This window comes from Pseudoduganella danionis (genome assembly GCF_009720775.1).
Classification (GTDB): domain Bacteria; phylum Pseudomonadota; class Gammaproteobacteria; order Burkholderiales; family Burkholderiaceae_D; genus Rugamonas; species Rugamonas danionis.
In genome coordinates, this window is sequence record NZ_WNKW01000005.1 from 335469 (window position 1) to 360469 (window position 25001).

A 25001-nucleotide genomic window follows, 5' to 3' on the forward strand; every position below is an offset into this window, starting at 1 on the left:
GGGGAGCCTAGCATTGCAGCATAAGACATTCCTGCGCCAGTTGAAGCGCACCACGGGCATCGAGGATAGCCAGCAACTGCAAGCGTTTCTGGACGCTGCGCACGCGCTGGGCGGCAATTCCGAACTGCCCGAAAGCGTGCGCCGTGGCCTGCAAGGGATGGGCGAACTGTTCGAGCGCGTGGTGCGCACCTATGAGCAGTATGATCGCGACCTCGACCTGCGCACGCGCAGCCTGGAACTGAGTTCGCGCGAACTGACCGAGGCCAATTCGCGCCAGCGTCAGGAACTGGCCAGACGCGAAAGCGCCATTGCCCTGCTGCGCGAGACCGCGCAGGCACTGCAGGATGATCCCGCCGGTGCCGATGGCCGTAGCGGCGACCTGTATGATGTGGTGGAGCTGATTAACGAGCTGGTGCAGCAGCGCCGCGCCGGCGAGCAGGCCCTGCGCCAGGCCCAGCGCGCACTGGAGAACCAGAAGTTCGCGATGGACCAGCATGCCATCATCAGCATTACCGACCCGGATGGCTGCATCACCTACGCCAATGAACGCTTCTGCAGCGTGTCCGGCTATACGCGCGAGGAACTGATAGGCTCCAACCACCGCCTGATCAACTCGACCTACCACCCGAAAGAGTTCTTCGCCAATATGTGGGAGACCATACGTTCGGGCCGGGTGTGGGACAACCAGGTTTGCAACCGCGCCAAGGACGGCAGCTTGTACTGGGTACACGCCACCATCGTGCCCTTCCTCGACGAGGGCGGCAAGCCCTATCAGTATGTCGCCATCCGCACGGACATCACGGCCCACCACGCACTGATGCAGCGCCTGCAGGAGCAGCTGCACTTCGTGGAAGAGCTGTTCGAAGCCATTCCGCTGCCCGTCTACGTGAAGGACGCGCAGCGCCGCTACCAGCAGGTCAACCCGGCGTTCGAGCAGTTCTTCAACGTCAAGCGGGCCGATATTCTGGGCAAGACCGTATTCGATCTGCTGACGCCGGATGGCGCAGCCATGCACGACGCCTACGACAGCCGCCTGTTCGCCGGCGAAGCGCTGCAAAGCTTCGAAGCGCTGATCCCCACGGCCGATGGGCGCCAGCGCGAAGGCATCTACCAGAAGGCCTTGCTGACCCGTCCCGATGGCGAAGTGGCGGGACTGGTAGGCACCATCGCCGACATCACCGAGCGCAAGAACCTCGAACGCGAAGCCTTGCTGGCCAAGGAAGCGGCGGAAGCCGCCACCCGCGCCAAGAGCGACTTCCTGGCCAATATGAGCCACGAGATCCGCACGCCGATGAACAGCATCCTGGGCATGACGGAACTGGCGCTCGATACCAACCTGACGCCTGAACAGCGCGAGTATCTGACCATCAGCAAATCGTCCACCGAAGCGCTGCTGACCATCATTAACGACATCCTCGACTTCTCCAAGATCGAAGCGGGCAAGCTGCAGATTGATGAAACCCGCTTCGACCTGCAGGACATGGTGGGCAATACCCTCAAGGTGCTGGCCGAGCAGGAGAACAGCAAGCGGCTGGAGTTCGGCTGCTATATCGCGCCCGACGTGCCAGCCTTTGTGGTGGGCGACGGCGGGCGCCTGCGCCAGATTCTGATGAACCTGGTCGGCAATGCCATCAAGTTCACCCGTCAGGGCGAAGTCATCGTGTACGTCGATCTGGCCGAACATGACGACGACCACGGCACGCTGCACTTCTCCGTGCGTGATAGCGGCATCGGTATTCCTGCCGCCAAGCAGCAGGCCATTTTCGAAGCCTTCGAGCAGGCCGACACGTCAACCACGCGCCACTATGGCGGTACGGGTCTGGGCCTGACCATCTCCAGCTATCTGGTGTCGCTGATGGGCGGGCGCATCTGGGTCCACAGTGAGGAAGGCGTAGGCAGTACCTTCCATTTCACCGCCCAGTTCCGCTGCCCTGGAAACGATACGCCGCCACGCCTGTCCAGCCGCCTCGGTGCACTGACTGACCAGCACGTGCTGCTGGTGGTGGGCAATGATAGCTGCCGCCAGATTCTGGCCGATACGCTGCAGCAGTGGCAGGTGCGTGTGACCGCCGTGGCCAGTGGCGCGGCAGCGCTGGAGCTACTGCGCCAGCCCGATAGCCACTATGCCTGCGTGCTGCTGGACGCGCTACTGCACGACCAGCACAGCGCCGAAACGGCAGCCGCCATCAACGCCCTGCCGTCCGCGCAGCGCGTGCCGATGGTGGTGATGGCGCCCACCGCCAGCCTCGGTAGCGAACGCTGGAAAGAAGTCAGCGTCAACAACATCATCACCAAGCCGGTGCTGCAGGGCGATCTGGCCAATGCGCTGCTGCTGGCCACGGGCGCCGAACCACTGCAGCCGCTGTTGCCAGCGACTCAGAACACCACACCGTCGGAACCGCGCCCGCTGGCGCCGCTCGACATCCTGCTGGTGGAAGACCATCCTTCCAACCAGCGCCTCGCCATCACGCTGCTGGAACGCTGGGGCAACCGCATCACGCTGGCGCAGGATGGCCGCGAAGCGCTCGACAAGCTGGCCAGCCAGCGTTTCGATCTGGTGCTGATGGATATGCAGATGCCCGTTATCGACGGGCTGGAAGCGACCCGCATGTTCCGCGCCACAGAACAGGGCCAGCGCACCCCTATCATCGCCATGACGGCCAACGCCATGCAGGGCGATAAGGAACGCTGTCTGGCGGCCGGCATGGATGGCTATCTGACCAAACCGTTCAAGCGTGACCAGTTGCGCGCCGTGCTGGAGCTCTACCATCCGCGCCCCAACGATGCGGCCAGCTTCGACTACGCAAAAGCGCTGCGCGAAACCGAACAGGAAGTGCTGGAAATCATCGGCGAACAAGCGCTGGACATCTTCCCGCAGGATTTCGCTGCGTTGCGCGCCGCCGTCGCGGCAGGCGACCATGCCACCATTACCCGCATGGCCCACTCGATCAAGGGCAATGCCGCCATCTTCTATGCCCAGCCGCTGGCGGACATGGCCAACCAGATCGAACAGGGCCTAGCCGGCAGCCAGCTGGAACCGCGTATAGACGCGATGGAAAAGGAATTCATGCTGCTGGCGCAGGCGTTGCGCAGCACGCTAGGCCTGCACTAGGCCGCTGCGCCAGCGGCAGGGCCAAGCCAGGTTAGCGGTGTTTCGGTTCGTCGATCGACCAGATTTCGTGCGCATCGAGTCGTACTCTGGCCTCGGCCTGCAAGGCGTCCACCTGCGCGCTCTGGGCTGCCAACAGGGCTTCCAGCGCGAGCCGGCGTCCCGTCAATGCTTCGGCCAGCGGCAGCTCGCCCGCCTGATAGGCACGCAGCATCAGGGTCGCCTGTTCCTGTGCCTGCTGCGCCACCTTGTCCAGCGTCTGCCACACGGCCGCACTGCGCACGCCTTCGGTGGCAGCGCGGCGCGCATCGGCCGCGACCTTGCGCTGCACCAGCGCCAGCCGCTCACGTGCCATACCAGCCCGTGCGACGGCCGCATCACGCTCGGCCGAACGGGCTGCGCCGCCGAGCGGTATTGAAATCGATAGCCCCAGCAAACGCTCTTGCCCATCGCGTTCGCGTACGGCGCGCAGCGCCAGCGTGGGGTCGGGCATGCGCTCGCTGTCCTGCCGCTGGGCGCGCAATTGCGCCAATGCTGCGCTAGCCTCGGCCAGTTCCACTTCATGGTTGTCGTCGAGGATACGGGCCTGCAGGGTTTCTATCGATGCCGTGTCATATTCCGGCACGGGCAGTTCGCCTGCCTGTGGCTGTGGCAGGCCGCGGTAATTGAGTTGTAGCTGGCCCAGCACCTGTTCCAGCCGCAGGCGGGCCTGCTGTAGCTGGGCGTTGACTCGGCCCTGCTCTGCCTGCGCCTGCAGCAGATCGAGACGGGCCGCATCACCAGCCTTGACGCGCTTCTCCACCATCGCCACCAGTTGCTGCGCCACCTGCAATTGCTCCTGCCAGCGCGCTACTGCCACCTGCTCGCGCAAGGCGTCGAACCAGTCGGCCAGCAAGGCCCTTCCTGCTTCATGCCAGGTGTCGGCGCGCTGGGTAGCGGCCAGCGCCACCGTCTGCGCGCCTATGACTTCATCCTTGCCAGCCTTGCCGAACCAGCGCACGGTGCGTTCCAGCCCCAGTTCCTGCTCCTGATAGCGCTCGCCACCGACGATATTGCGCTGGCTATGACCTGCGCGCAGCGTCCATTCATACTGGCCGGCGGCCAGCTTCCGCTGGTCCGCCCGTGCCAGATCGCTTTCCAGCACGCTGGCGCGCAACTGCGGCAATTCAGCCAGCGTCTGGCGCACCACCGCGTCCGGTGGCAGCAAGCTCAGGGCACTGGCCTGTGCCGCGCCAACGAGTGCCAGCTGCAGGCTGAGTCCCACTCCCACTCCCAGCCCCAGCCACAGTCCCGCGCCCGGTTTTAGCCGGTACCGCGCGAACGGCGTTTTCATCATGCTTTTCATGCCAATCTCCCGAATTCCGTCAACGGCTGCAGCCAGTAGCTCACTTCACTACTGGGAATCTGCGCTGCCAGCGCTGCCAGCAACTGGCGCAGTGGTTGCTCTTGTCCCGCTATCGCTACCTGCTTGCTGCGGCGCCGTCCCTGCACCTGCTCCATGGTGGTACTCAGGCGCATGCCGCGTCCCATGCCGTGCGCATCCGTCACCGTATAACCGCCCGCCCATTGCGGGTGGTCGAGCAGAAAATCGAGCACATCGTCTTCCAGTGCCACCGGCAGGGTCAGCGTCAGCAGCGTATCAAATCGTGGTTCAGGCTTCATGGGCAGCTCCTGCTGTCTGGGTGGCCGGCGCCACGCCGAAGCGCCGGTAAAGTATCGGTAACAGAATCAGCGTCAACAGCGTTGCGCTGATCAAACCGCCGATCACCACGATGGCCAGCGGCTTCTGGATTTCCGAGCCAGGGCCCGTTGCCAGCAACAGCGGCACCAGTCCCAGCGCCGTAATCGAAGCCGTCATCAGCACGGGACGCAAGCGGCGCTGGGCGCCCTGCTGCACCACCTGCGCCAGCGCCACGCCGCGCGCGACTAGCTGGTTAAAGCAGGTAATCATCACCAGCCCATTCAGCACGGCGATACCCATCAGGGCGATAAAGCCTACCGAAGCGGGGACGGACAGGAACTCGCCGCAGGCCGCCAGCGCTACCACCCCGCCGATCAGGGCAAACGGAATATTGATGAACACCAGTGCTGCCTGGCGCACGCTGTGCAGGGTGCTGAACAGCAGCAGGAAAATCAGCGCCAGTGCCACCGGCACCACCACGGCCAGCCGTGCTGCCGCGCGCTGCTGGTTCTCGAACTGGCCACCCCAGGCCATGCGATAGCCGGAAGGCAGTTTGACGCTGCTGGCGATACGGGCCTTGGCTTCTTCCACAAAGCCCACCAGGTCGCGCCCGTGCACATTCGCGCGCACCACCACCATGCGGCTGCCGTTCTCGCGCTCCACTTTGACGGGACCATCGACCTGCTGCAAGCGGGCCAACTGCGATAAGGGAATCGCGCTGCCATCGGCCAGCGGTAGCTGAAGCTGGGCGAAGCGTTCCGGCGCCAGCCGCAGGCCTTCTGCGCCGCGCAGCAGCAGTGGCAGGCGACGTCCGCCCTCGACGACCACGCCGGCTATGCGTCCTTCGATCAGCGTGCGCAGATCGGCCTGCACCTGTTCCACATTCAGGCCCAGCCGGCCAGCGGCCAGCCGGTCTACTTCCACCTGCAGATACTGCACGCCTTCGTTCTTCACCGTCAGCACATCCTCGCTGCCGCTGATAGCCTGTACCTGGCGCACGATCTGGCTGGCCAGCGCATCGAGCTGCTCGGTGTCCGGACCATAGACCTTGATGGCCACATCGCCGCGCACGCCGGACAGCATTTCCGAAGTGCGCATTTCGATAGGCTGGGTAAAGCTCAGATTAATCCCGGGGAAGCTGGCCGTAGCCTTGCGCAGCGCATCCATCAGTTCTTCCTTGTTACGGCTCTGCCACTGTTCGTGCGGCTTGAGCACCATGAAGGTGTCCGTTTCGTTCAAGCCCATCGGGTCGAGGCCCAGTTCATCGGAGCCGGCCCGCGCGACGATGCGCAGCACATCGGGTACTTCGGCCAGTATGGCGCGCTGGATTTCGCCATCCAGCCGGGCCGATTCGGCCAGACTGACGGAAGGCAGCTTCTCGATCTGCATGATGATGTCGCCCTCGTCCAGCGTGGGCATAAAGGATTTACCCACCACCGTGAACAGCCCGACAGCCAGCAGCAGCGCGACACCGGCGGCCGCCAGCACCTGCTTTTCCGCCGCCATCGCGCGCTGCAGCCAGCGTGCATACACCTGTTCCAGATAGGCCACCAGCTTGGGCGTGGCATGCTGGTGGCTGCCCATCAGCAGCGACGCCAGCACCGGAATCACCGTCAGCGAACACAGTAGCGACGCGCCCAGTGCAAAGATAATCGTCAGTGCCACCGGCGCAAACAGCTTGCCTTCCAGTCCCTGCAGCGACAGCAGCGGCAGGAACACGATCATGATCACCAGCATGCCGGCCGTGACGGGCAGCGCCACTTCGCGCACGGCCCGATAGATCACATGCAGCCGCGCCATGCCGCGCGCACCGCCGTCGCCATGGGCTTCGATATTCTCCACCACCACCACCGCCGCATCGACCAGCATGCCGATGGCGATGGCCAGACCGCCCAGCGACATCAGATTGGCGCTCAGACCATAACTCTGCATCAGCACAAACGTGCCCAGCGCGGCCAGCGGCAATATGCAGGCCACCACCAGCGCCGAGCGCACATTGCCAAGGAAAACATATAGCAGAACCACTACCAGCACCGTGGCTTCGGCCAGTGCCTTGACCACCGTATTGACGGCGCGCGCCACCAGGTTGCCACGGTCATAGAAAGGGCTGATGGTAGTGCCCTTGGGTAGCGTGGGCGCCAGTTCGGCCAGCCGGCTGCGTACCTGCTCCAGCACCTGCTGCGCATTGGCGCCACGCATGGCCAGCACCAGTCCTTCCACGGCTTCGCCCGCGCCATTCTGCGTGACCGCGCCATAGCGCGTGAGCTGGCCTTCGTGCACACTGGCCACCTGCCCCAGCGTGACGACCTGGCCTTCCGTGCTGCGCACCACGATGGCACGCACATCATCAAACGTACGTACGCTGCCATCGCTGCGGATCAGCAGCGATTCTTCACCATCGCTGAGCCGCCCAGCGCCATCGCTGCGGTTATTCATTTCCAGCGCCTGCTGCAACTGGGCCAGCGAAATACGCCGTGCCGCCAGTGCGGCCAGATCGGGTACCACTTCAAAACTGCGCACCAAGCCACCCAGCGCATTCACATCGGCCACGCCGGGAATGTTACGCAGTTGCGGCCGGATCACCCAGTCCAGCAGGCTGCGTTTTTCCATCTGGCTCAACGGCCCCTCGATGGTGAACATAAAGATTTCACCCAGCGGCGTGGTGATAGGCGCCAGACCGCCGCTGACGGCCGGTGGCAAGTCCTTCATCACACCGGACAGCCGTTCGCTGACCTGCTGGCGGGCCCAGAACACATCCGTGCCTTCTTCAAAATCCAGCGTGATATCAGCGATCGCATACTTCGACTGCGAGCGCAGCATCACCTGCTTGGGTATGCCCAGCAGCTCCTGTTCGATAGGCGCGACGATGCGGTTTTCCACCTCGCCCGGCGTCATGCCGGGCGCCTTCATGATGATCTTCACCTGCGTGCTCGATACGTCGGGGAAGGCATCGATAGGCAGGCTGCGGAAGGCGCGCACGCCCGCTGCCATCAGCAGCACGGTCAGCACCAGCACCAGCAGCCGCTGTGCCAGCGACATGGCTATCAGACGGGCCAGCATCATTTAGCTCCGGCGCTGGCAGCCGCGCTGCTAGCCGCATTACTAGCTGTAGCCGGCGCCGCAGCGGCGCCCTCATTGCCCAGTCCCGCCCAGCTCCCCTTGAGCACCACCAGTCCCTTGACGGCGACGGCATCACCGGCCGCCACCTTGCCGCTGATGCGTACCAGATCGGCGCCGGCCTGTACCGCCTGCACTGGCGTGGCCATAAAACCGCCAGCGTTCTGCACGAAGACAAAAGTCTCCGCACCGCGCCGCACCAGTGCAGCCGCCGGCACTAGCACGCCTTGCGCCGGCGCCGCACCCGTCTTGCTGCTGGGCGCCATGCGCGCTTCCACATAAGCGTTGAGCTTCAGACAATCGCTACTGCCCACCTGCTCGGCGCGCACGGGCACGCTCTGGTTGGCCGTATGCACGGCACTGCCGACCGCAATCACGCGGGCGCTGCCGCAGCCCTGCACCTGCAGTACTTCGCCTACGCGCAAGCGTTCGGCCTGCATACGGCTGGCCTGCAACTCTATCCAGAGCGGGCCGCTGCGGCTGATGCGGGCCACCGGCATGCCTGCTTCCAGCCGGGCGCCGGGCTCGGCGGACAGTTCCAGCACCGTACCGGCGCGCGGTGCACGCAGCACCAGCTCGGGAGTCAGCGCGCGGCTGCGCAGCAAGGCCTCGATGGCGCGGCCATCCCAGCCGCCCGCGCGCAGCGCCTGGGCGCGCTCGTCGGCAGCCAGACGGGCCAGCATGGCGGCGCTGCGGCTTTCTTCCAGCCGGGCCGCAGCGATGATGCCATCCGCATGCAAGGCGGTGTCGCGCTGGGCTTTTGCCTCGGCCAACGCGGCCTGGGTGGCAGCTTGCAGATAGTCGCGCTGCACTTCCAGCCAGGCCTGGCTATGCATGGTCAGCAGCGGCGCCCCCTGGCGCACCGTCTGCAGGCTGCTCGCGTGCAGTTGCTGCACCACGCCCGCATAAGCAGTGCTGGCCACGGCCAGCAAGGCCGGTGGCGCCACCACCGTACCTGCCAGCGCCAGATCGTTGGCGCCACCATGGGCCGATGCTACGTAGTTCGCCGCCACGGCGACCGCCGTGCTGATACCGCTGCGGCCACGCTCGGCCGCGCTGATGCGGATTTGTTCGGCCGGCTGGGATTCTGCCTGCGCAGCCAGCGGGGCTAACACCATGGTGGGCAGCAGAATTGCCGTAAAGACACTCTTACGCGATAATTTCATGCAAAATGACGTGGTTTTCATAAGACAGCCGGACGGGTGAACGATGGCGGCATAGTGAAATCCAGTTGTTAAGAAGTTCTTAACAAGCGGGAACTAGCATCATCGTGTCGATCAGATCAGGAGCGCAACGTGAGGATATTGCTGGCAGAAGATGATCCGCAGCTCGGCCGGGCCACCCAGATCGGGCTGGAACAGGGCGGCTATGCGGTGGACTGGGTACGCAGCGGCGAAAGCGCGCTGACGGCAGCCCGGCTGCACCAGTACGGCTGCGTGCTGCTCGATCTGGGCCTGCCAGACCGGGACGGCATGAGCGTGCTGGCCGCCCTGCGTGCCAGTGCCTACGAAGGCGCCATCCTGATCGTGACGGCGCGCGACCAGATCCCTGACCGGATTGCCGGCCTCGATGGCGGCGCCGACGACTTCATCATCAAGCCATTTGATCTGGATGAGCTGACCGCGCGCATCCGTAGCGCGGCGCGGCGTGCCAGTGGGCGCAGCCGCACTACCTTGATCCATGGCGATATCGTCATCGACGTGGCCGAGCGCCATGTGAGTAAAGCTGGCGTCGACATACCGCTAACGCTGCGCGAATACAGCATCCTGCTGACGCTGATCGAAAACCGTGGCCGCATCCTGAGCCGGCTGCAGCTCGAAGAGAGCCTGTACGGCTGGGGCGAGGAAGTGGAAAGCAATGCCATCCAGGTACACATCCACCATCTGCGCAAGAAGCTGGGCCGCACCCTGATCCGTACCGCGCATGCGATCGGCTATTGCATCGACAAGCCGCTGGATCAACAAGGCGGTGCCGCCGCATGAGCAAGTCTTCCGTCTGGTCGCTGCGCAACGCGCTGTTCCGCTGGCTGATCGGCCTGACGCTGGCCCTGTGGGCGCTCAGCGCCGTCATCGTGTATGTGGAAGCCGATTACGAGAGCCAGGAACTGTTCGACCAGTCGCTGGAGGAAACCGCCCATCTGCTGCTGTCGCTGGCCGAATACGAAGTACGCGAGCATGGCAGCGCCTCGCCCATCATCGTGGCCGTGCCGGCCGAGCGCAACCACCGCCAGTACCTGCTGTACCAGATCTGGGACGTTCATGGCCGGCTGCTGTACAAGAATCCCGGCGCGCCGGACCAGCCCATCTGGCCGCAAGCCCATAGCGGTATGCGCTGGCTGGACGGGCCGGATGGCCGCCAGCGCGTCTACGCCAGCTGGAGCAATAGCGGCCAGTTGCAGATACAGGTGGCCGAACCCGTCACCCACCGCAAGGATATTTCGCACCGTTTCGCCTACAAGCTGAGCGGCTTTGCGCTGGCGCTGGTGGCGCTGGCCGCGCTGGCCATCTGGTGGAGTGTGCAGCGCCTGTTCCGCGGCCTGCAGCAAAGCACGGGCGAAGTAGCCAGCCGCACACCCAATGATCTGGCCGACGTCAGCCTGGCCGGCGTGCCGCGCGAAGCCCTGCCCCTGCTGGAGGCCATCAACCGTCTGTTCGAGCGGGTGCGGCGCGCCATGGAACGCGAGCAGCGCTTCACGGCTGATGCCGCGCACGAATTGCGCACGCCGCTGGCAGCCATCAAGACCAGCCTGCAAGTCATACAGCGCGCCCGCAACGACGCCGAGCGGGAAGAATTTCTCGCCGCGCTAGGCGTCAGCGTAGACCGTGCCAGCCGGCTGGTCGATCAGCTGCTGACGCTGTCGCGGCTCGATCCCCTGTACCAGCGCAGCAAGGGGCTGGAGCTGCGCGATCTGGCGACGCTGATAGGCGAAGCCCTGCCCGGCTGGCGCGAGGCGGCCGCCCGCCATCAGCTCAGCCTGCACGTGCAGCTGGAACCTGCCGTCTGCGCACTGAATGCCGATGCCATCCCCATCCTGCTGCGCAATCTGGTGGAGAATGCGATGCGCTACACGCCGGCGGGCGGCAGCATACAGATACGCTGCGGCATGCAACAGGAACACGCCCTGCTGGAAATCAGCGATAGCGGGCCCGGCATTCCTGCCGCCATGCGCGAACGGGTGTTCGAGCGCTTTGTGCGGCTGGCCGACGCCAGCCAGCCCGGCAGCGGCCTGGGCCTGTCCATCGTACGCCAGATCGCGGAAATGCACGGCGCCAGCATCAGCCTCGGCGATGGGGCCGGTGGCCGCGGCTTGTGCATACAGATTCGCTTCCCCGCCTCACAAACGACAATGCAAATCAGTTAAATCCAACAAATTTATTGAATTATTTGTTGAATTGGCGCATTATTGCGCCTATTGTGGTTTCCGCAGGATAATATTGATGATCAGGGTGATAACTACCCGCCTGCGTTGAGGCCACCTCAACAAGTTCAATATGAAGGATGCTGGCATGATCGGGACTAAAACCTCCGCTGTACCAACGACCAACAACGCTGCCGTCTTCAGCCGGCTAGGTCTGATCGTGCGCGATCTGCACGATGCGCTGTGCGAACTGGGGGCCGACGAAGCGCTGGCCGATGCCGTGTGCGAACTGCCTTCGGCGCGCGAACGTCTGGTACACATCGGCGAGCTGACCGAGCGGGCCGCCAATACGGTGCTGAACAAGGTAGAACATGTGCAGCCCATCCAGGATGCACTGGCCGGTGATGCGCTGCAGTTGCAGCAGCAATGGCAGGCCATGGCTGGCGATACCCAGGTGCCGGAACAGATGAAGACGTTGATGGCGCAGACGCTTAGCTATCTGGCGCAGGCGCGCGAAGGCTACGACATCACCCACGCGGCACTGTCCGACATCATGTTGTCGCAGGACTTCCAGGACCTGACGGGCCAGTTGATCAAGAAAGTGGTGTCGGTACTGGAACGCACGGAAAACGACTTGCTGAAACTGCTGATCGACGCTGCGCCGCCGGGCGCGCTGACCCGCATCAACAAGGACGAATTGCTGGCCGGCCCGGGCGCAGCGGGCGGCATCGCGCTCAAGCAGGACGATGTGGACGACCTGCTGGCCGATCTGGGTTTCTGATACCAGCGCAATGCGCAAGCCCCGGCGGCTGCCCTAGCGCAGCCCCTGGAAGCAGACTTTGAGCATATTGCTGACGATGTCTTCGGTCGACATCTTGCTGAACTTCTGCAAATACTCCACCGCCGGATCGCAGGTACGCGCGTAGTAGCTGAACAAAATCACATCGCTGGGCAGCTCAGGATTCAACAAACCCTGTTGCTGCGCCTGCTTCACCAGCGCTTCCAGCTGGCGGTTCAGCTTAAGCACCTTCATCATATATTTCACGTTGCGCATCAGCATGTCGCGCACATGGGCGCTGGTCGAAGGCAGGAAAGGCAGACCGCCTTCCAGCCGCACGCGCAAAGCCCATTCCAGCAAAGCCTGCAATTTCTCCAGCGGCCCCAGTCCCGCGTCGAGCTCCAGCATGAAATCGAGCGCACCGTCGAGCAGGCGGATCAGCGCCTCGCCCACCAGTTCTTCCTTCGATTTGAAGTGCTTGTACAGGCTGGGTTTGGAGATGCCGACCGCACCGGCAACGTCGTCCATCGTCATCAGATCGTAGCCTTTGCTACTCAGCACAGACGTGGTCGCGTCGAGGATGGCATGCTCGCGCAACTTAAATGCCTGATTCTTAAAGCTTAATTTGTTGAAGATACTCATTGGTAAAAATTAGCTACTAATCAGTAGCATTTTGGTTTGGCTAGTAGTAATATTAGCACGCCGGTAGAAAAACGGCCTACACCATACCTATAGACTATGACTTCGACACCACAACGTATCGCCGTAATCGGGGCCGGCATCAGCGGCCTGGCCAGCGCGTATTTCCTCAACCGCCGCCATCAGGTGGTGCTGTATGAGGCAGGCAGCTACCTGGGCGGCCATACCAATACGGTGGATGTGACGCTGGAAGGCCAGCGCTATGGTGTCGATACCGGCTTCCTCGTCTACAACGAGCTGACTTACCCAAATCTGATCGCCCTGTTCGAAGAACTGGGTGTGGCCAGCACAGCCAGCGATATGTCATTTGCGGTGTCCATGGCCGACGGCGCGCTGGAATGGGCAGGCACCAGTCTGTCCAGCGTATTTGCCCAGCGCCGCAACCTGTTCAAGCCGCATTTCCTGCGCATGGTGCGCGACATCCTGCACTTCAACCGCCATGCGCGGCGCTTTCTGGCAGCGGCCGAACAGCAGCCGCTGACACTGGGCCAGTTGCTGGCGCAGCACGGCTATGGCGACACTTTCCGCGATGCCTATCTGCTGCCCATGGCAGCGGCCATCTGGTCCAGCTCGCCGAGCGACATATTGCAATTCCCCGCCACCACCTTTCTGCGTTTCTGCCTCAACCACGCGCTGCTGCAGGTCAACGACCGGCCCCAGTGGCGCACGGTACAGGGCGGCGCGCGCAACTATGTGCGCAAGATCGCGGCCACCCTGCCCGACTGCCGTCTGAACAGCCCCGTGCTGCAGGTGGTTCGTCATGCGGGCGGTGTCACTGTCGTCACCGCTCAGGGCAGCGCAGAGTACGATACCGTGGTGTTCGCTACCCATGCACCGACCACGCTGGCCGTGCTGGAAGCCAGCGCTGCCGAGCGCGCTGTACTCGAAGGCGTGCGCTACCAGCCCAATATGGCGTATCTGCATACGGATCTGGCCCTGATGCCGCGCCTGCGCAAAGTCTGGTCGGCGTGGAACTATCTGTCGGCCCCCATGCAGCATGGCCAACGCCCCGTCTGCGTGAGCTACTGGCTCAACCAGCTACAGCAACTGCCATTCAGCGCGCCCGTGATGGTCACGCTGAATCCGCCCGTGCCGCCGGCTGCACAGCACACGCTGGCCAGCTTCCAGTACGAACACCCGATCATGGACCAGCGTGCCATCGACGCCCAGCAGGCGCTGGCGCAGATACAGGGCCAGGACCGCATCTGGTTTGCCGGTGCATGGACCGGCTATGGCTTCCATGAAGATGGCCTGAAATCCGCGCTGCGCATCGCCCGCGACTTCGACGTGGCACCAGCATGGGCCAGCTTGCCATGAACAGCGCCGCCCAACTGCTGCACGGTCAGGTCATGCATGCGCGCCTGCGCCCGGCCCTGAACCGCTTTGTCTATCCGGTGTTCTATGTGCGGCTCAACCTGTCCCGACTCGAACAGGCCGGCACGCGCTGGTTCGGCATAGACCGCAGGCGCCCGCTGTCCGTACGCACGCGTGACTACGGGCCGCGCGACGGCTCCAGCCTGGAACACTGGATGCGCGCACTACTGGCCAGCCATGGCATACACGCCGATGGCGAGATCTGGCTGCAGACTTTTCCGCGCGTGTTCGGCTATGTATTCAATCCTGTGAGCTTCTGGCACTGCCATGATGCGCAAGGTCAGCTACGCGCCGTGCTGGCCGAAGTCAACAGCACTTTCGGCGACACCCACCGCTATCTGCTGACGCTGGGTGGCGCCGATGGCCAGCACCGCAGCGTACAAGCCAGCAAGCAACTGCATGTGTCGCCGTTCTGCGCCGTCGAAGGCCACTACCGGTTCCGCTTCCGGCTGGCGGCCCGCGCCCACAGCACCAGCATCGACTATTACGACCAACAAGGGCTGCTGTTGCGCACTGCGCTGAGCGGCCGTCCGCAAGCGCTCAACGACGGCGCCGTGCTGGCCGCCCTGCTGCGTTTCCCGCTGCTGGGACTGGGCATCGTGGCCCGCATCCACTGGCAGGCTTTGCGCCTGTGGCTCAAGCGCGTGCCGTTTTTCCGTCAGCCGCCAGCGCCGCCTGTATCGACTACCGTGCATCAGGAGATCACACCATGACCCATATACTGACCAATCCAGCTAGCAGTGTGCCTGCCGGTGCGCGGCTATTTCTGGGCCTGCTCGGCAAGCTGCGCCATGGCCATCTGGAGTTGATCACGCCGGACGGCACGCGCATGCTGTTCGGTGATGCGCACAGCGGCATCCACGCCGTGCTGCAGATCCACGACTGGCGCGGCTGCCAGCGCCTGCTGCAGGCGGGCGACATCGGCTTTGCCGAAGCCTATGGCGCGGGCTGGATCAGCACGCCGGAGCTGACACCCTTGCTGCGGCTGGCGCTACGTAATGAAGATGCGCTCGATCAGGTGCTGTTCGGCGGCGTGCTGGCACGCTGCTGGTACCGCCTGCGCCACTGGCTGCGGCCAAATACGCGCAAAGGCAGCCAGCGCAACATCCACGCCCACTACGACATCGGCAATGAGTTCTACCGCCTGTGGCTGGACAGCAGCTGGACTTATTCGAGTGCCCTGTTCGACGGCAATTACAGCCTGACACTACGCGAAGCCCAGCGCCGCAAATACCAGCGCATCATCGATACGCTGCAGTTGCAGCCCGGCGATCGCGTGCTGGAAGTGGGCTGCGGCTGGGGCGGTTTTGCCGAACAGGCCGCGCTGCAGGGCATCCATGTGCATGGCGTTACCATTTCGCCGTCCCAGCTGGCCATAGCGCGCCAGCGCCTGCAGGCACTCGGGCTGCAGCAACGGGCGCAGGTAGAACTGTGCGACTACCGTGATCTGCAGGGCAGCTATGACGCCATCGTGTCGATCGAAATGTTCGAAGCTGTCGGCGAACAGTACTGGCCCGAATACTTCCGTACGCTGCAGGCCAGGCTCAAGCCCGGTGGCCAGGCGCTGGTGCAGTCGATCACCATCGCCGAGCAGCACTTCGACCGCTATCGCAGCAGCACCGATTTCATCCAGGAGTACATTTTCCCGGGCGGCATGCTGCCCAGCATCGAGCGCTTCGAACAGGGTGCGCGCCGCGCCGGCCTGCAGCCGCAAGGCCGCCATGCTTTTGGCCGCGACTATGCAGAAACGCTGCGGCGCTGGGACCTGCAGTGCCGCGCCACCCGGCCCCAGATCATGGAACAGGGCTTCGATGAAGGTTTCCTGCGCATCTGGCATCTGTACTTTGCCTATTGCGAGGCGGCCTTCGACGAAGGCCGTACCGACGTGGTGCAATTCCACCTGCGCAAAGACTGAGCGGAACACGCAATATGAACTTTCCACTCAACGCCCGCATCACTGACTGGGCGCAGCAGCGCGTCTGGCTGATCGGCGCATCCAGCGGCATAGGTGCTGCGCTGGCGCAGGAACTGCTGGCTGCCGGCGCCCAGGTTGCGCTGTCGGCGCGGCGCGTCGAGCGGCTGCAGGCAGTTGCCGCGACGGCGCCTACAGCGTTGGTGGCGCCATTCGATATTGTCAACCAGGATGACTGGCAGCAGCGCTACCGCGAGGTCTGCCAGCGCTTTGGCGGCGTCGATCTGATCGTGTTCTGTGCAGCCGATTACCACCCTGAACGCAGCTGGCAGATCAGCGCCGAAGGCGCCGCCCACACGCTGGCCGTGAATCTGGGCAGCGTCTACACGGGTCTGGCCACCGTGTTGCCCGACATGCTGGCACGCGGCAGCGGCGGCATTGCCATCGTCGCCAGCGTGGCTGGCTACATCGGCCTGCCGAATGCCACCGTGTATGGCCCTAGCAAGGCCGCGCTGATCAATCTGGCCGAACTGCTGTATGCCGATCTGCGCCCGCGCGGACTGGGGGTGTATCTGATCAACCCTGGCTTCGTCCAGACCTCGCTCACCGCCAAGAACGACTTCACCATGCCTGCGCTGCAGACCCCGCAGGCGGCCGCGCAAGCCATACGCAAAGGCCTGAGCGCGGGCGCATTCGAAATCCATTTCCCGCGCCGCTTCACGCTGGCGCTGAAACTGCTGCGCTGGCTGCCCTACCGCCTGCGCTTCGCCCTGATGACGCATTTTCTGGTGCCCACATGACTATCGCTACCCCACTGCTGGAATGGTATGCCGCCCTCACGCCACAAACGCTGGCACAGGTCGCGCGCTATTACGCTGCTGATGCCCGCTTCCGCGATCCGTTTAACGATGTGCAGGGTGTAGCGGCCATTAGCGCCATCTTCGAGCACATGTTTGCCACCACCGAGCATCCGCGCTTTGTGATCACGGGCTGCATCGTGCAGCAGCAGCAAGCGTTTGCGACATGGATCTTCAGCTTCGACCTGCGCGGCCAGCATTACGAAATCGAAGGCGGCAGCCATTTGCGCTTTGATGAGCAGGGCCGGGTCAGCCATCACCGCGACTACTGGGATGCTGCCGAAGAATTGCTGCAAAAGCTGCCCATCGTCGGTGCCCCCATACGCTGGCTGCGGCGCCAGTTCCGCGTACGGCCAGCCTGAAGCCGCGCACTCGTTCCAGCCGGAAGCGCACTTCTGCCGTTCGCCCCTGTTTTCTTGTTTGTTCTATAGTCCTTGCCATGAATACCAGCACCAACCGCACCTCCTTGTTCTACCAGCTGATCTGGTTCCCCCTCACGTTCGCCTGCGCTGCGCTCGGTGCGCGCGCCTCGATCTCCGCCGCCACTTTTTACGGCGCACTGCAGCGGCCCGACTGGGCGCCGCCCGCGTGGCTGTTCGGTCCCGTGTGGAGCGTGTTGTATCTGCTGATGGCCATCGCTGCATGGCGCATCAGCCGTCACCCTGATCATGTATCCCGCAAGACACTGCTGCTGTACACGGCGCAACTGGCGCTGAATGCGCTGTGGAGCTGGCTGTTCTTCGGCTGGCATCAGGGTGCGCTGGCCTTTGTTTGCCTGCTGGCCATGTGGTTGCTGATACTTTCCACTATCCTCAGCTTTGGCCGGCTGGAGCGGTTGGCTGGCCTGCTGCTGTGGCCCTATCTGGCATGGGTCAGCTTTGCCGGTGTGCTGTGCTACACCATCTGGCAGATGAATCCCGCACAACTGGGCTAAGCATGGGCCCTACCCTGAAACTGGTGCTGGGCGATCAGCTCAACTGCCAGCATAGCTGGTTCCGCCAGCCTGCGGTCGATGTCGTGTTCGTGATGATGGAAGTGCGGCAGGAAACTGACTACGTGCTGCACCATGCGCAAAAGATCATCGCCATCTTCGCTGGCATGCGCGATCTGGCACGCCAACTGCAGCAGGGCGGTCACAGAGTGCACTATCTGCGCATCGACGATGCCGACAACCGTCAGTCGCTGCCGGCCAATCTGGACTATCTGATCGCCCACTACGGTGCCAGCGCGCTGCACTGGCAGGCACCGGACGAATACCGCCTCGACCAGCAACTGCAAGCCTATGGCGCCCAACTGACCATCCCCGTACAGATGGATGACAGCGAACACTTTTACACCAGCCGCGACGAAGCCGCGCGCCATTTCAATGGCCGCGCGCGCTGGCTGATGGAATCGTTCTACCGCCATATGCGCAGCCGCCATGGCGTGCTGTTGACGGCCAGCGGCCAGCCACTGGGCGGGCAATGGAACTACGACCACGACAACCGCGAGGCCTGGCCCGGCCTGCCATGGGAACCATCCGACCCGCGCCCGCACCATGATCACAGCGCGCTGTGGCAAACCATACAAGACGCCGGTGTGGCCAGCTTTGGCGAGCCCAGCGCTACCGATTTCCGCTGGCCTCTGAACCGTGCCGAAGCACTGGCACAGCTCGATCATTTCATCGGCGAAGCGCTGCCCCACTTCGGCCGTTTTCAGGATGCCATGAGCAGCAAGGCGTGGCGGCTGTTCCATTCGCTACTTTCGTTCGCCATGAACAGCAAGATGCTAGCGCCGCAGACCGTAGTGGCGCGGGTAGAAGCCGCCTACCATGCCGGTCAGGTGCCGCTGGCTTCGGCCGAAGGCTATATCCGTCAGATACTGGGCTGGCGCGAATATGTGCGCGGCGTGTACTGGCACCGCATGCCCGGCTATGAGCAGCTCAATGCTTTCGGCCACCATACGCCGCTGCCGCACTGGTTCTGGAATGGCCAGACCCGCATGCGCTGTCTGTCTGCAGCCGTGGGCCAGTCACTCGCCCATGCGCACAGCCACCACATCAACCGCCTGATGGTAATCGGCAATTTCAGCCTGCTGGCCGGGCTTACGCCGCAAGCCTTGCATCAATGGTATCTAGGCGTGTACATCGATGCTTTCGAATGGGTGGAACTGCCCAACACGCTCGGCATGAGCCAGTTCGCGGATGGCGGCCTGCTGGCCACCAAGCCCTATGTGGCCAGCGCGGCCTATATCGACCGCATGAGCGACTATTGCAAGGGTTGCCACTACCAGAAGAAGCTGCGCAACGGTGAGCGGGCCTGTCCTTACAACGCGCTGTACTGGGATTTCTTCCAGCGCAATGCGGCCAGCCTGAGCAAGAATCACCGACTAGGCATGGTCTACCAGCAACTACGCAGGATGGATGGCGCATCACTTGCAGAACTGCAGGAACAGGCCAGCCGCACGCGCGCTGCACTGGATAGCCTCTAGTCTACGTACTGGCGCGTATGGGACAGAATCACCCGTTAATGATAAGATGCGGGCTCGCTAAAATTACCCGAAACAGGGTACAAAAGTTCTAAGGTTACGCATGCTTGCGGATTTACATTTTCTGGTCGTTGATGATTTTTCAGGTATGCGTGCCGTGATCGGCAATCTGCTGAAAGACCTCGGCTACGGCAAAGTAACGGAAGCAGCGGACGGCCGCGAAGCGCTGGCACGCCTGAACCACAATGATGCAGTGCCGCCGATTAACTTCATCATCACCGACCTGAACATGCCGCAGATGGACGGGCTGGAACTGCTCAAAACCGTGCGCGCTACGCGTGAATTCCGCAAGATGCCGGTGCTGATCGTCACGGCCGAAGGCAAGCGCGACAACATTCTCTCCGTTGCCCAGGCTGGCGCGGACGGCTACATCGTCAAGCCCTTCACCAGCGCCACGCTCAAGGAAAAGATCGAAAAGATCGTGCAGAAACGCAGCGTGCCCGCCTGAGCCACGCTGCATTGTTTGCTATGGTCTGCCCCGCTTAGACGGCGGCCAGCGCCTGATCCAGATCCGCCAGCAGATCATCGATATGTTCGATGCCAACTGACAGACGCACGGTATCGACCGTCACGCCTGCCTTCTCCAGTTCCTGCTCGTTGAGCTGACGGTGGGTCGTCGAAGCCGGATGGCAGGCCAGCGATTTGGCATCACCGATATTCACCAGACGGGTAAATAGCTGCAACGCGTCCTGGAAGCGCGCACCGCCTTCCAGCCCGCCCTGTACGCCGAAGGTCAGCAGACCGGAGGAACGGCCGCCCAAATACTTCTGCGCCAACGCATGGTCGCGATGGCCTTCCAGTCCCGCATAATTCACCCACTGCACTTTCGGGTGCTGCTGCAGGAACTGCGCCACCTTCAAGGTATTTTCTGTAATGCGCTCCATGCGCAGTGCTAGCGTCTCTATGCCTTGCAAGATCAAGAAGGCATTGAATGGCGAAATCGCCGCGCCGGTATTGCGCAGCGGCACCACGCGGGCACGACCGATGTAGGCGGCCGCGCCCAATGCCTGGGTGTAAACCACACCGTGGTAGGACACATCGGGCTCGTTCAGGCGCTTGAAGCGCTGCGGATGGTCGGCCCACGGGAATTTGCCGGAGTCGACAATCGCGCCACCGATGGAATTGCCATGGCCGCCCAGGTACTTGGTCAGCGAGTGCACCACGATGTCGGCGCCGTGCTCGATCGGGCGCAACAGATACGGCGAGGCCACCGTGTTGTCGACGATCAGAGGCACGCCATGGCGGTGGGCAATCTCCGCAATCGCGGCGATGTCGGTGATATTCCCCAGCGGATTGCCGATCGACTCGATGAACACGGCCTTGGTGCGCTCGTCAATCAGGGGCTCGAACGAAGCCGGATTGCGCGCATCGGCAAAGCGCGTGCTGATGCCGAACTGCGGCAGAGTGTGGGCAAACAGATTGTAGGTGCCGCCATACAGGGCCGAGGCGGAAACGATGTTATCGCCCGCTTCGGCGATGGTCTGGATCGCATAGGTAATGGCCGCCTGCCCCGATGCCAGTGCCAGCGCAGCTATGCCGCCTTCCAGTGCCGCCACGCGCTGTTCCAGCACGTTCTGGGTGGGGTTCATGATGCGCGTGTAGATATCCCCCGGCACCTTCAGGTCGAACAGGTCGGCGCCATGCTGGGTATCGTCGAAAGCATAGGCCACGGTCTGGTAAATCGGCACCGCGACGGCGCGTGTAGTGGGATCGGGTTGGTAGCCGCCATGTACGGCGATAGTTTCCAGCTTCATTGGGACTCCATTAAGAGATGAAATAACAACATTCCATCAGCTTAAAACCGTACCCACATACACTCAACGATTTATATCGCACATCTATATAACAAAAATCATCTTAGGCGCCCGGCTGCATGGCCTAGTCTATGCCTAGCTGGCGCTGTATCTGTTCCAGCGCCACGCCCTTGGTTTCCGGCACGGCCAGCCGCACCCAGACCAGCTGCAACACCATCATCAGACAGAAGAACAGGAAGATCCACGAGGCCTGCGTGGGCTGCTGATTCGCGCCGGACAGCTCCACCATTTTCGGGAACACCGTGGTCAGCACGGCCGCGAATACCCAGTGCGTGGCACTGCCCAGTGTCTGCCCCTGAGCGCGGTAGCGGTTGGGGAAGATTTCGGAAATCAGCACCCAGATCACCGCGCCCTGTCCTACTGCGTGTGCCGCAATAAAGGCAAAGATACAAGCCGGCACGATGGCGAAGTGGCCCGTCTGGAACGCCCAGGCGCACAAGCCTAATGCAACGATGTAGCCCACCGAGCCGATGTACAGCAAACTGCGGCGGCCCAGCCGGTCGATCAGCCACAGGCCGGCGAAAGTGAACACCAGATTGGTGATGCCGATACCGACCGATTGCAGCAGCGCCGCTTCTGCACCCATCCCCGTCAGCTCGAAGATGCGCGGGGCAAAATACAGGATGGCATTGATGCCGGAGAGCTGGTTGAAGAAGGCCACCAGAAACGCCAGCGCAATGGGCTTGCGCAAGCGCCAGCTCCAGAAGCCGCTGCCCGTTTGCACCGGCTCGGCCGAAGCCTGCTCGATGGCATCCGCTTGCGCTGCCAGCTCCTGCTCGCTTGCCTGCGGCAGAATCAAACGCAGCACGGCAAGTGCACCAGCCCGGTCGCCCTTGCGTGCCAGCAGCCAGCGCGGGCTTTCCGGCAAGGCCAGACAGAACAGCGTGTACAGCACGGACGGCACGGCAGCCACGCCCAGCATCCAGCGCCATGCCTGCTCGCCGGTACCGGCCAGCACGGCGTTGGACGCAAACGCCACGACGATGCCGAATACGATGTTGAACTGGAACATGCCGGCCAGGCGGCCACGCACGGCAGGCGGCGCAATTTCAGAAATATACAGCGGCGCGACGATGGTCGATACGCCTATGCCTATACCGCCGATGAAACGTGCGATGATGAAGGTCGTCACATCGTTGGCCAGCGCGCAACCCAGCGCCGACAGGATGTACAGCACGCCTATCCATTGCAGCGTGGCGCGGCGGCCCAACCGGTCAGTCGGCCAGCCCCCCAGCAGCGAGCCCAGCACCGTCCCGTACAGGGCGGCACCGAGTGCCAGCCCGTGCATGCCAGCGCTCAAGCCCCACAGCTTCTGGATAGTTTGTTCGGCACCGGAAATAACCACCGTATCGAAGCCGAACAGAAAACCGGCCAGCGCCGAGGTAATCGCCCAGAAGAACAGTTTGCCGGTGAGTTGCTGCGGCGCCGAGCCGCTCAGGCTGGTGGTGCCAGCTTCATTGCCATGATGTAGTTGCATACAAGTGATCCGTAATGTTGGATGGACTAGCAATGCAAAGCGGCATGGTTAAGGGCGCCCGCACGATACGATAGGTAATCGCTGGAACGCAGTATGCCATATTCCTGTAGTTTTCCTACATTTCGTAAAAAGTTGCCGCAGAAAAACCACACCTGCCATGGCGACGCCGGCGTAGTGGCGCCATGGGGCCAGCGCAAGGGATTAGCGTGAGGATGGCAGCAATTGCTGCAGCGCCTGCTCCAGACTGGCGTAACGGAAATGGAAGCCCGTGGCCATTGTCCGTACGGGCTGAGCGCGCTGACCACCCAGTAGCAACACCGACATTTCGCCCAGCAGGCCGCGCAGCAGCCAGGCCGGTGCGGGCAATATGGCCGGACGGTGCAACTGGGCTGCCAGCAGGCGGGTAAACTCGGCATTGCGCACAGGCGTTGGCGCGCAGCCATTGTAAATGCCCTGGCTATCGACGCGCGCCAGCAAATGGTCGAACATTGCCAGCAAGTCGTCCAGATGGATCCAGGGCATCCACTGCCGGCCATGGCCCAGTCGCCCACCCAGTCCTAAGCGGAATGGCAACAGCAGCCGCGCCAGCATGCCGCCGTGTACTGCCAGCACGGGCGCAATGCGCACGATGACAACACGGCTGCCTGACTGTGTGGCCTGCAGGGCCGCCTGTTCCCACGCTGCACATAGCTGTGCGCCAAAATCATGCCCGGGCACAGCCGCGCTTTCATCGACTGGCTGCTCGCCCGCATCGCCATACCAGCCCACCGCCGATGCCGACAGCAGTACAGGCGCAGGTGCTGGCAGGCTGGCCATCCACTGCACTAGCGCCTGCGTGGTCGCAATGCGGCTATCCCACAGCAGGCGTTTGCGGCGCGCACTCCATGGCCGGTCGGCAATGGGGGCGCCGGCCAGATTCACCACTACATCCGGCCTGTAGCCAGTTTCCAGCTGGCTCAGCGCGGCGATACCGCGCGCGCCGCTGCACAGCGCTGCCACCCTGTCAGGACTACGGCTGAGTACCGTCAGGGCATGGCCAGCAGCCTGCCAGCGCTGGCACAGCGCGCGCCCTATCATCCCGGTGCCGCCTGTGATCAGTATCTGCATGCTGAGCTGAGCTTGTTATGCGCCAGGAGTTCAGGCGCGGCCCAACACCGAGGCCGAAGCGATCAGCTCATCCACCAGCGCCATGGAACTGCTGCCGGGAAGCTGGAAGGGATCGAATACGGGCAGCGCTGAATAGCGTAGCAGCGTGGCCGGGTTGAGCCGGTCCAGATTGGTCTGTCCCATGGTCCAGCCGGAGTAGCGCCGCTCGGTAATTTCACCATAGTGCAGCAGCACCACGTTGTGATGCCGGTTGTCGCACTGGATGCGCGAGAACAAGCGATTGACCTGCTCCCGCCCGCCCTCCAGCAACTGCAGGAAGTAGCGGTCGCCATGGCACAGCACGCCGGTAATGCCTTCGGAAGGATTGCGCAGACGGGCTTGCTGCAGTATCACACTGACGGTGGCCGGTGTGTTATCGGCAGCGGCGCGGCTGGCATACAGAAGTTGGACTAGCATGGCGACTCCGTGTAGTGGACGTTAGCGTTTGATGAGGGAAAGGAATTCGCGCCGCAGGGCCGGGTCCTTGAGGAAGGAACCGTGCATCACGCTATTTACCATCAGCGCATCGGTATCCTTGACGCCGCGCCAGTGCATGCAGAAATGCTCGGCTTCCATGATCACGGCCAGTCCGTCCGGCTGCATTTTTTCCTGTAGCAGTTCGGCCAGTTGCACCACGGCTTCTTCCTGTATCTGCGGGCGGTTCATCACCCATGCGGCCAGACGCGCGTATTTGGACAGGCCGATCAGATTGGAGTGCTGGTTGGGCATCACGCCTATCCACACCTTGCCCATGATGGGACACAAGTGGTGCGAACAGGCGCTACGCACCGTGATGGGGCCGATGATCATCAGCTCGTTCAGCAAGGCCGCATTGGGGAACTCCGTGACGGGCGGCGGCGGCGTGTAGCGGCCACCGAAGATCTCCTGCAGATACATCTTGGCCACACGCCGCGCCGTGCCCTGGGTGTTGTGGTCGCTTACCGTGTCGATCACCAGACTTTCCAGCACGCCCTGCATGCGCGCGCTGACCTCGTCCAGCAACTGGTCCATTTCGCCCGGTTCGATATAGGCGGCGATATTGTCGTTGGCGTGGAAGCGCGTACCGCTGGCCATCAGGCGCGCGCGGATGCGCTCGGAGACGGACTGGCTCTGCTCTGTTACAGGGATAGGCTGGTAGTTCATGTGGCCGCTT

The 25001-nt window shown here is 63.0% G+C and carries 22 protein-coding genes; 12 read left to right on the top strand and 10 right to left on the bottom strand.

Going from position 1 to position 25001, the window contains the following annotated elements; translation table 11 throughout:
• The first annotated feature begins 13 nt into the window (after nt 1-13).
• Nucleotides 14-3112: a hybrid sensor histidine kinase/response regulator gene (locus tag GM655_RS18010; RefSeq protein ID WP_155436064.1), complete on the top strand. Its 3099-nt coding sequence runs from the start codon at nt 14-16 to the stop codon at nt 3110-3112.
• Nucleotides 3113-3143: 31 nt separating this feature from the next.
• On the opposite strand, the gene GM655_RS18015 is transcribed toward GM655_RS18010, so the two are convergent.
• Genes GM655_RS18015 through GM655_RS18030 form a run of 4 tightly spaced genes read right to left on the bottom strand, consistent with a single transcriptional unit; the run spans nt 3144 to nt 9073 of the window.
• On the bottom strand, nt 3144-4454 hold the full coding sequence (locus GM655_RS18015; protein WP_155436065.1) for a TolC family protein: 1311 nt from the start codon (nt 4452-4454) through the stop codon (nt 3144-3146).
• Nucleotides 4451-4771 (bottom strand): DUF3240 family protein, encoded by a 321-nt coding sequence (locus GM655_RS18020; RefSeq protein ID WP_155436066.1) that lies wholly within the window; start codon nt 4769-4771, stop codon nt 4451-4453. Before GM655_RS18020 ends, GM655_RS18015 begins: the two co-directional genes overlap by 4 nt.
• On the bottom strand, nt 4761-7850 hold the full coding sequence (locus GM655_RS18025) for an efflux RND transporter permease subunit (protein ID WP_155436130.1): 3090 nt from the start codon (nt 7848-7850) through the stop codon (nt 4761-4763). The genes GM655_RS18020 and GM655_RS18025 overlap by 11 nt, the downstream gene beginning before the upstream one ends.
• Complete coding sequence (locus GM655_RS18030; RefSeq protein ID WP_229632626.1) at nt 7850-9073, bottom strand: efflux RND transporter periplasmic adaptor subunit; 1224 nt, start codon at nt 9071-9073, stop codon at nt 7850-7852. Before GM655_RS18030 ends, GM655_RS18025 begins: the two co-directional genes overlap by 1 nt.
• A 129-nt stretch (nt 9074-9202) precedes the next feature.
• Here GM655_RS18030 and GM655_RS18035 point away from each other — a divergent pair, with 129 nt between their 5' ends.
• The 3 genes from GM655_RS18035 to GM655_RS18045 all read left to right on the top strand — a co-directional run bounded on the left by GM655_RS18035 (nt 9203) and on the right by GM655_RS18045 (nt 12046).
• Nucleotides 9203-9889: a response regulator transcription factor gene (locus GM655_RS18035; RefSeq protein ID WP_371866879.1), complete on the top strand. Its 687-nt coding sequence runs from the start codon at nt 9203-9205 to the stop codon at nt 9887-9889.
• Nucleotides 9886-11268, top strand: coding sequence for a sensor histidine kinase (locus GM655_RS18040; RefSeq protein ID WP_155436067.1), 1383 nt, complete (start codon nt 9886-9888; stop codon nt 11266-11268). Before GM655_RS18035 ends, GM655_RS18040 begins: the two co-directional genes overlap by 4 nt.
• 145 nt (nt 11269-11413) lie before the next feature.
• A complete protein-coding gene (locus GM655_RS18045) occupies nt 11414-12046 on the top strand; it encodes a protein phosphatase CheZ (protein ID WP_196308801.1) in 633 nt (210 codons plus the stop codon).
• Nucleotides 12047-12079: 33 nt separating this feature from the next.
• Here GM655_RS18045 and GM655_RS18050 read toward each other — a convergent pair whose 3' ends face one another.
• The gene (locus GM655_RS18050; RefSeq protein WP_155436069.1) at nt 12080-12685 is read right to left on the bottom strand and encodes a TetR/AcrR family transcriptional regulator; all 606 of its coding nucleotides are present in this window, start codon (nt 12683-12685) and stop codon (nt 12080-12082) included.
• Between the two features lie 96 nt (nt 12686-12781).
• Here GM655_RS18050 and GM655_RS18055 point away from each other — a divergent pair, with 96 nt between their 5' ends.
• From GM655_RS18055 to GM655_RS18090, 8 genes are all read left to right on the top strand, one after another.
• On the top strand, nt 12782-14059 hold the full coding sequence (locus GM655_RS18055; RefSeq protein ID WP_155436070.1) for an NAD(P)/FAD-dependent oxidoreductase: 1278 nt from the start codon (nt 12782-12784) through the stop codon (nt 14057-14059).
• Nucleotides 14041-14829 (top strand): DUF1365 domain-containing protein, encoded by a 789-nt coding sequence (locus GM655_RS18060; protein WP_229632627.1) that lies wholly within the window; start codon nt 14041-14043, stop codon nt 14827-14829. The genes GM655_RS18055 and GM655_RS18060 overlap by 19 nt, the downstream gene beginning before the upstream one ends.
• Entirely contained in the window at nt 14826-16031 is a 1206-nt protein-coding gene (locus GM655_RS18065; RefSeq protein ID WP_155436071.1) for an SAM-dependent methyltransferase, read from the top strand. The genes GM655_RS18060 and GM655_RS18065 overlap by 4 nt, the downstream gene beginning before the upstream one ends.
• Before the next feature lie 14 nt (nt 16032-16045).
• Nucleotides 16046-16828, top strand: coding sequence for an SDR family NAD(P)-dependent oxidoreductase (locus GM655_RS18070; protein WP_155436072.1), 783 nt, complete (start codon nt 16046-16048; stop codon nt 16826-16828).
• A complete protein-coding gene (locus GM655_RS18075) occupies nt 16825-17247 on the top strand; it encodes a nuclear transport factor 2 family protein (protein WP_155436073.1) in 423 nt (140 codons plus the stop codon). The genes GM655_RS18070 and GM655_RS18075 overlap by 4 nt, the downstream gene beginning before the upstream one ends.
• A 77-nt stretch (nt 17248-17324) precedes the next feature.
• On the top strand, nt 17325-17819 hold the full coding sequence (locus tag GM655_RS18080; RefSeq protein WP_155436074.1) for a TspO/MBR family protein: 495 nt from the start codon (nt 17325-17327) through the stop codon (nt 17817-17819).
• A gap of 2 nt (nt 17820-17821) precedes the next feature.
• Complete coding sequence (locus GM655_RS18085) at nt 17822-19354, top strand: cryptochrome/photolyase family protein (protein ID WP_155436075.1); 1533 nt, start codon at nt 17822-17824, stop codon at nt 19352-19354.
• Nucleotides 19355-19454: 100 nt separating this feature from the next.
• Nucleotides 19455-19859 carry a response regulator gene (locus GM655_RS18090; protein WP_155436076.1) on the top strand — a complete coding sequence of 135 codons (405 nt, stop codon included), beginning with the start codon at nt 19455-19457 and terminating at the stop codon, nt 19857-19859.
• Between the two features lie 34 nt (nt 19860-19893).
• Here GM655_RS18090 and GM655_RS18095 read toward each other — a convergent pair whose 3' ends face one another.
• From GM655_RS18095 to folE, 5 genes are all read right to left on the bottom strand, one after another.
• Nucleotides 19894-21165 (bottom strand): O-acetylhomoserine aminocarboxypropyltransferase/cysteine synthase family protein, encoded by a 1272-nt coding sequence (locus GM655_RS18095; RefSeq protein ID WP_155436077.1) that lies wholly within the window; start codon nt 21163-21165, stop codon nt 19894-19896.
• A 124-nt stretch (nt 21166-21289) separates the two neighbouring features.
• Complete coding sequence (locus GM655_RS18100) at nt 21290-22702, bottom strand: sugar porter family MFS transporter (RefSeq protein ID WP_155436078.1); 1413 nt, start codon at nt 22700-22702, stop codon at nt 21290-21292.
• Nucleotides 22703-22903: 201 nt separating this feature from the next.
• A complete protein-coding gene (locus tag GM655_RS18105) occupies nt 22904-23809 on the bottom strand; it encodes a TIGR01777 family oxidoreductase (RefSeq protein WP_155436079.1) in 906 nt (301 codons plus the stop codon).
• A gap of 30 nt (nt 23810-23839) precedes the next feature.
• A complete protein-coding gene (locus GM655_RS18110; RefSeq protein ID WP_155436080.1) occupies nt 23840-24265 on the bottom strand; it encodes a BLUF domain-containing protein in 426 nt (141 codons plus the stop codon).
• 21 nt (nt 24266-24286) lie between these two features.
• A complete protein-coding gene (gene folE / locus GM655_RS18115) occupies nt 24287-24991 on the bottom strand; it encodes a GTP cyclohydrolase I (RefSeq protein ID WP_155436081.1) in 705 nt (234 codons plus the stop codon).
• Nucleotides 24992-25001: the final 10 nt, after the last annotated feature.

Coding starts and splice junctions, on each gene's coding strand:
- GM655_RS18015 (WP_155436065.1), bottom strand. CDS start 4,454: ATGAAAAGCATGATGAAAACGCCGTTCGCGCGGTACCGGCTAAAACCG.
- GM655_RS18020 (WP_155436066.1), bottom strand. CDS start 4,771: ATGAAGCCTGAACCACGATTTGATACGCTGCTGACGCTGACCCTGCCG.
- GM655_RS18025 (WP_155436130.1), bottom strand. CDS start 7,850: ATGCTGGCCCGTCTGATAGCCATGTCGCTGGCACAGCGGCTGCTGGTG.
- GM655_RS18030 (WP_229632626.1), bottom strand. CDS start 9,073: ATGAAATTATCGCGTAAGAGTGTCTTTACGGCAATTCTGCTGCCCACC.
- GM655_RS18040 (WP_155436067.1), top strand. CDS start 9,886: ATGAGCAAGTCTTCCGTCTGGTCGCTGCGCAACGCGCTGTTCCGCTGG.
- GM655_RS18045 (WP_196308801.1), top strand. CDS start 11,414: ATGATCGGGACTAAAACCTCCGCTGTACCAACGACCAACAACGCTGCC.
- GM655_RS18050 (WP_155436069.1), bottom strand. CDS start 12,685: ATGAGTATCTTCAACAAATTAAGCTTTAAGAATCAGGCATTTAAGTTG.
- GM655_RS18055 (WP_155436070.1), top strand. CDS start 12,782: ATGACTTCGACACCACAACGTATCGCCGTAATCGGGGCCGGCATCAGC.
- GM655_RS18060 (WP_229632627.1), top strand. CDS start 14,041: ATGGGCCAGCTTGCCATGAACAGCGCCGCCCAACTGCTGCACGGTCAG.
- GM655_RS18065 (WP_155436071.1), top strand. CDS start 14,826: ATGACCCATATACTGACCAATCCAGCTAGCAGTGTGCCTGCCGGTGCG.
- GM655_RS18070 (WP_155436072.1), top strand. CDS start 16,046: ATGAACTTTCCACTCAACGCCCGCATCACTGACTGGGCGCAGCAGCGC.
- GM655_RS18075 (WP_155436073.1), top strand. CDS start 16,825: ATGACTATCGCTACCCCACTGCTGGAATGGTATGCCGCCCTCACGCCA.
- GM655_RS18080 (WP_155436074.1), top strand. CDS start 17,325: ATGAATACCAGCACCAACCGCACCTCCTTGTTCTACCAGCTGATCTGG.
- GM655_RS18085 (WP_155436075.1), top strand. CDS start 17,822: ATGGGCCCTACCCTGAAACTGGTGCTGGGCGATCAGCTCAACTGCCAG.
- GM655_RS18090 (WP_155436076.1), top strand. CDS start 19,455: ATGCTTGCGGATTTACATTTTCTGGTCGTTGATGATTTTTCAGGTATG.
- GM655_RS18095 (WP_155436077.1), bottom strand. CDS start 21,165: ATGAAGCTGGAAACTATCGCCGTACATGGCGGCTACCAACCCGATCCC.
- GM655_RS18100 (WP_155436078.1), bottom strand. CDS start 22,702: ATGCAACTACATCATGGCAATGAAGCTGGCACCACCAGCCTGAGCGGC.
- GM655_RS18105 (WP_155436079.1), bottom strand. CDS start 23,809: ATGCAGATACTGATCACAGGCGGCACCGGGATGATAGGGCGCGCGCTG.
- GM655_RS18110 (WP_155436080.1), bottom strand. CDS start 24,265: ATGCTAGTCCAACTTCTGTATGCCAGCCGCGCCGCTGCCGATAACACA.
- folE (WP_155436081.1), bottom strand. CDS start 24,991: ATGAACTACCAGCCTATCCCTGTAACAGAGCAGAGCCAGTCCGTCTCC.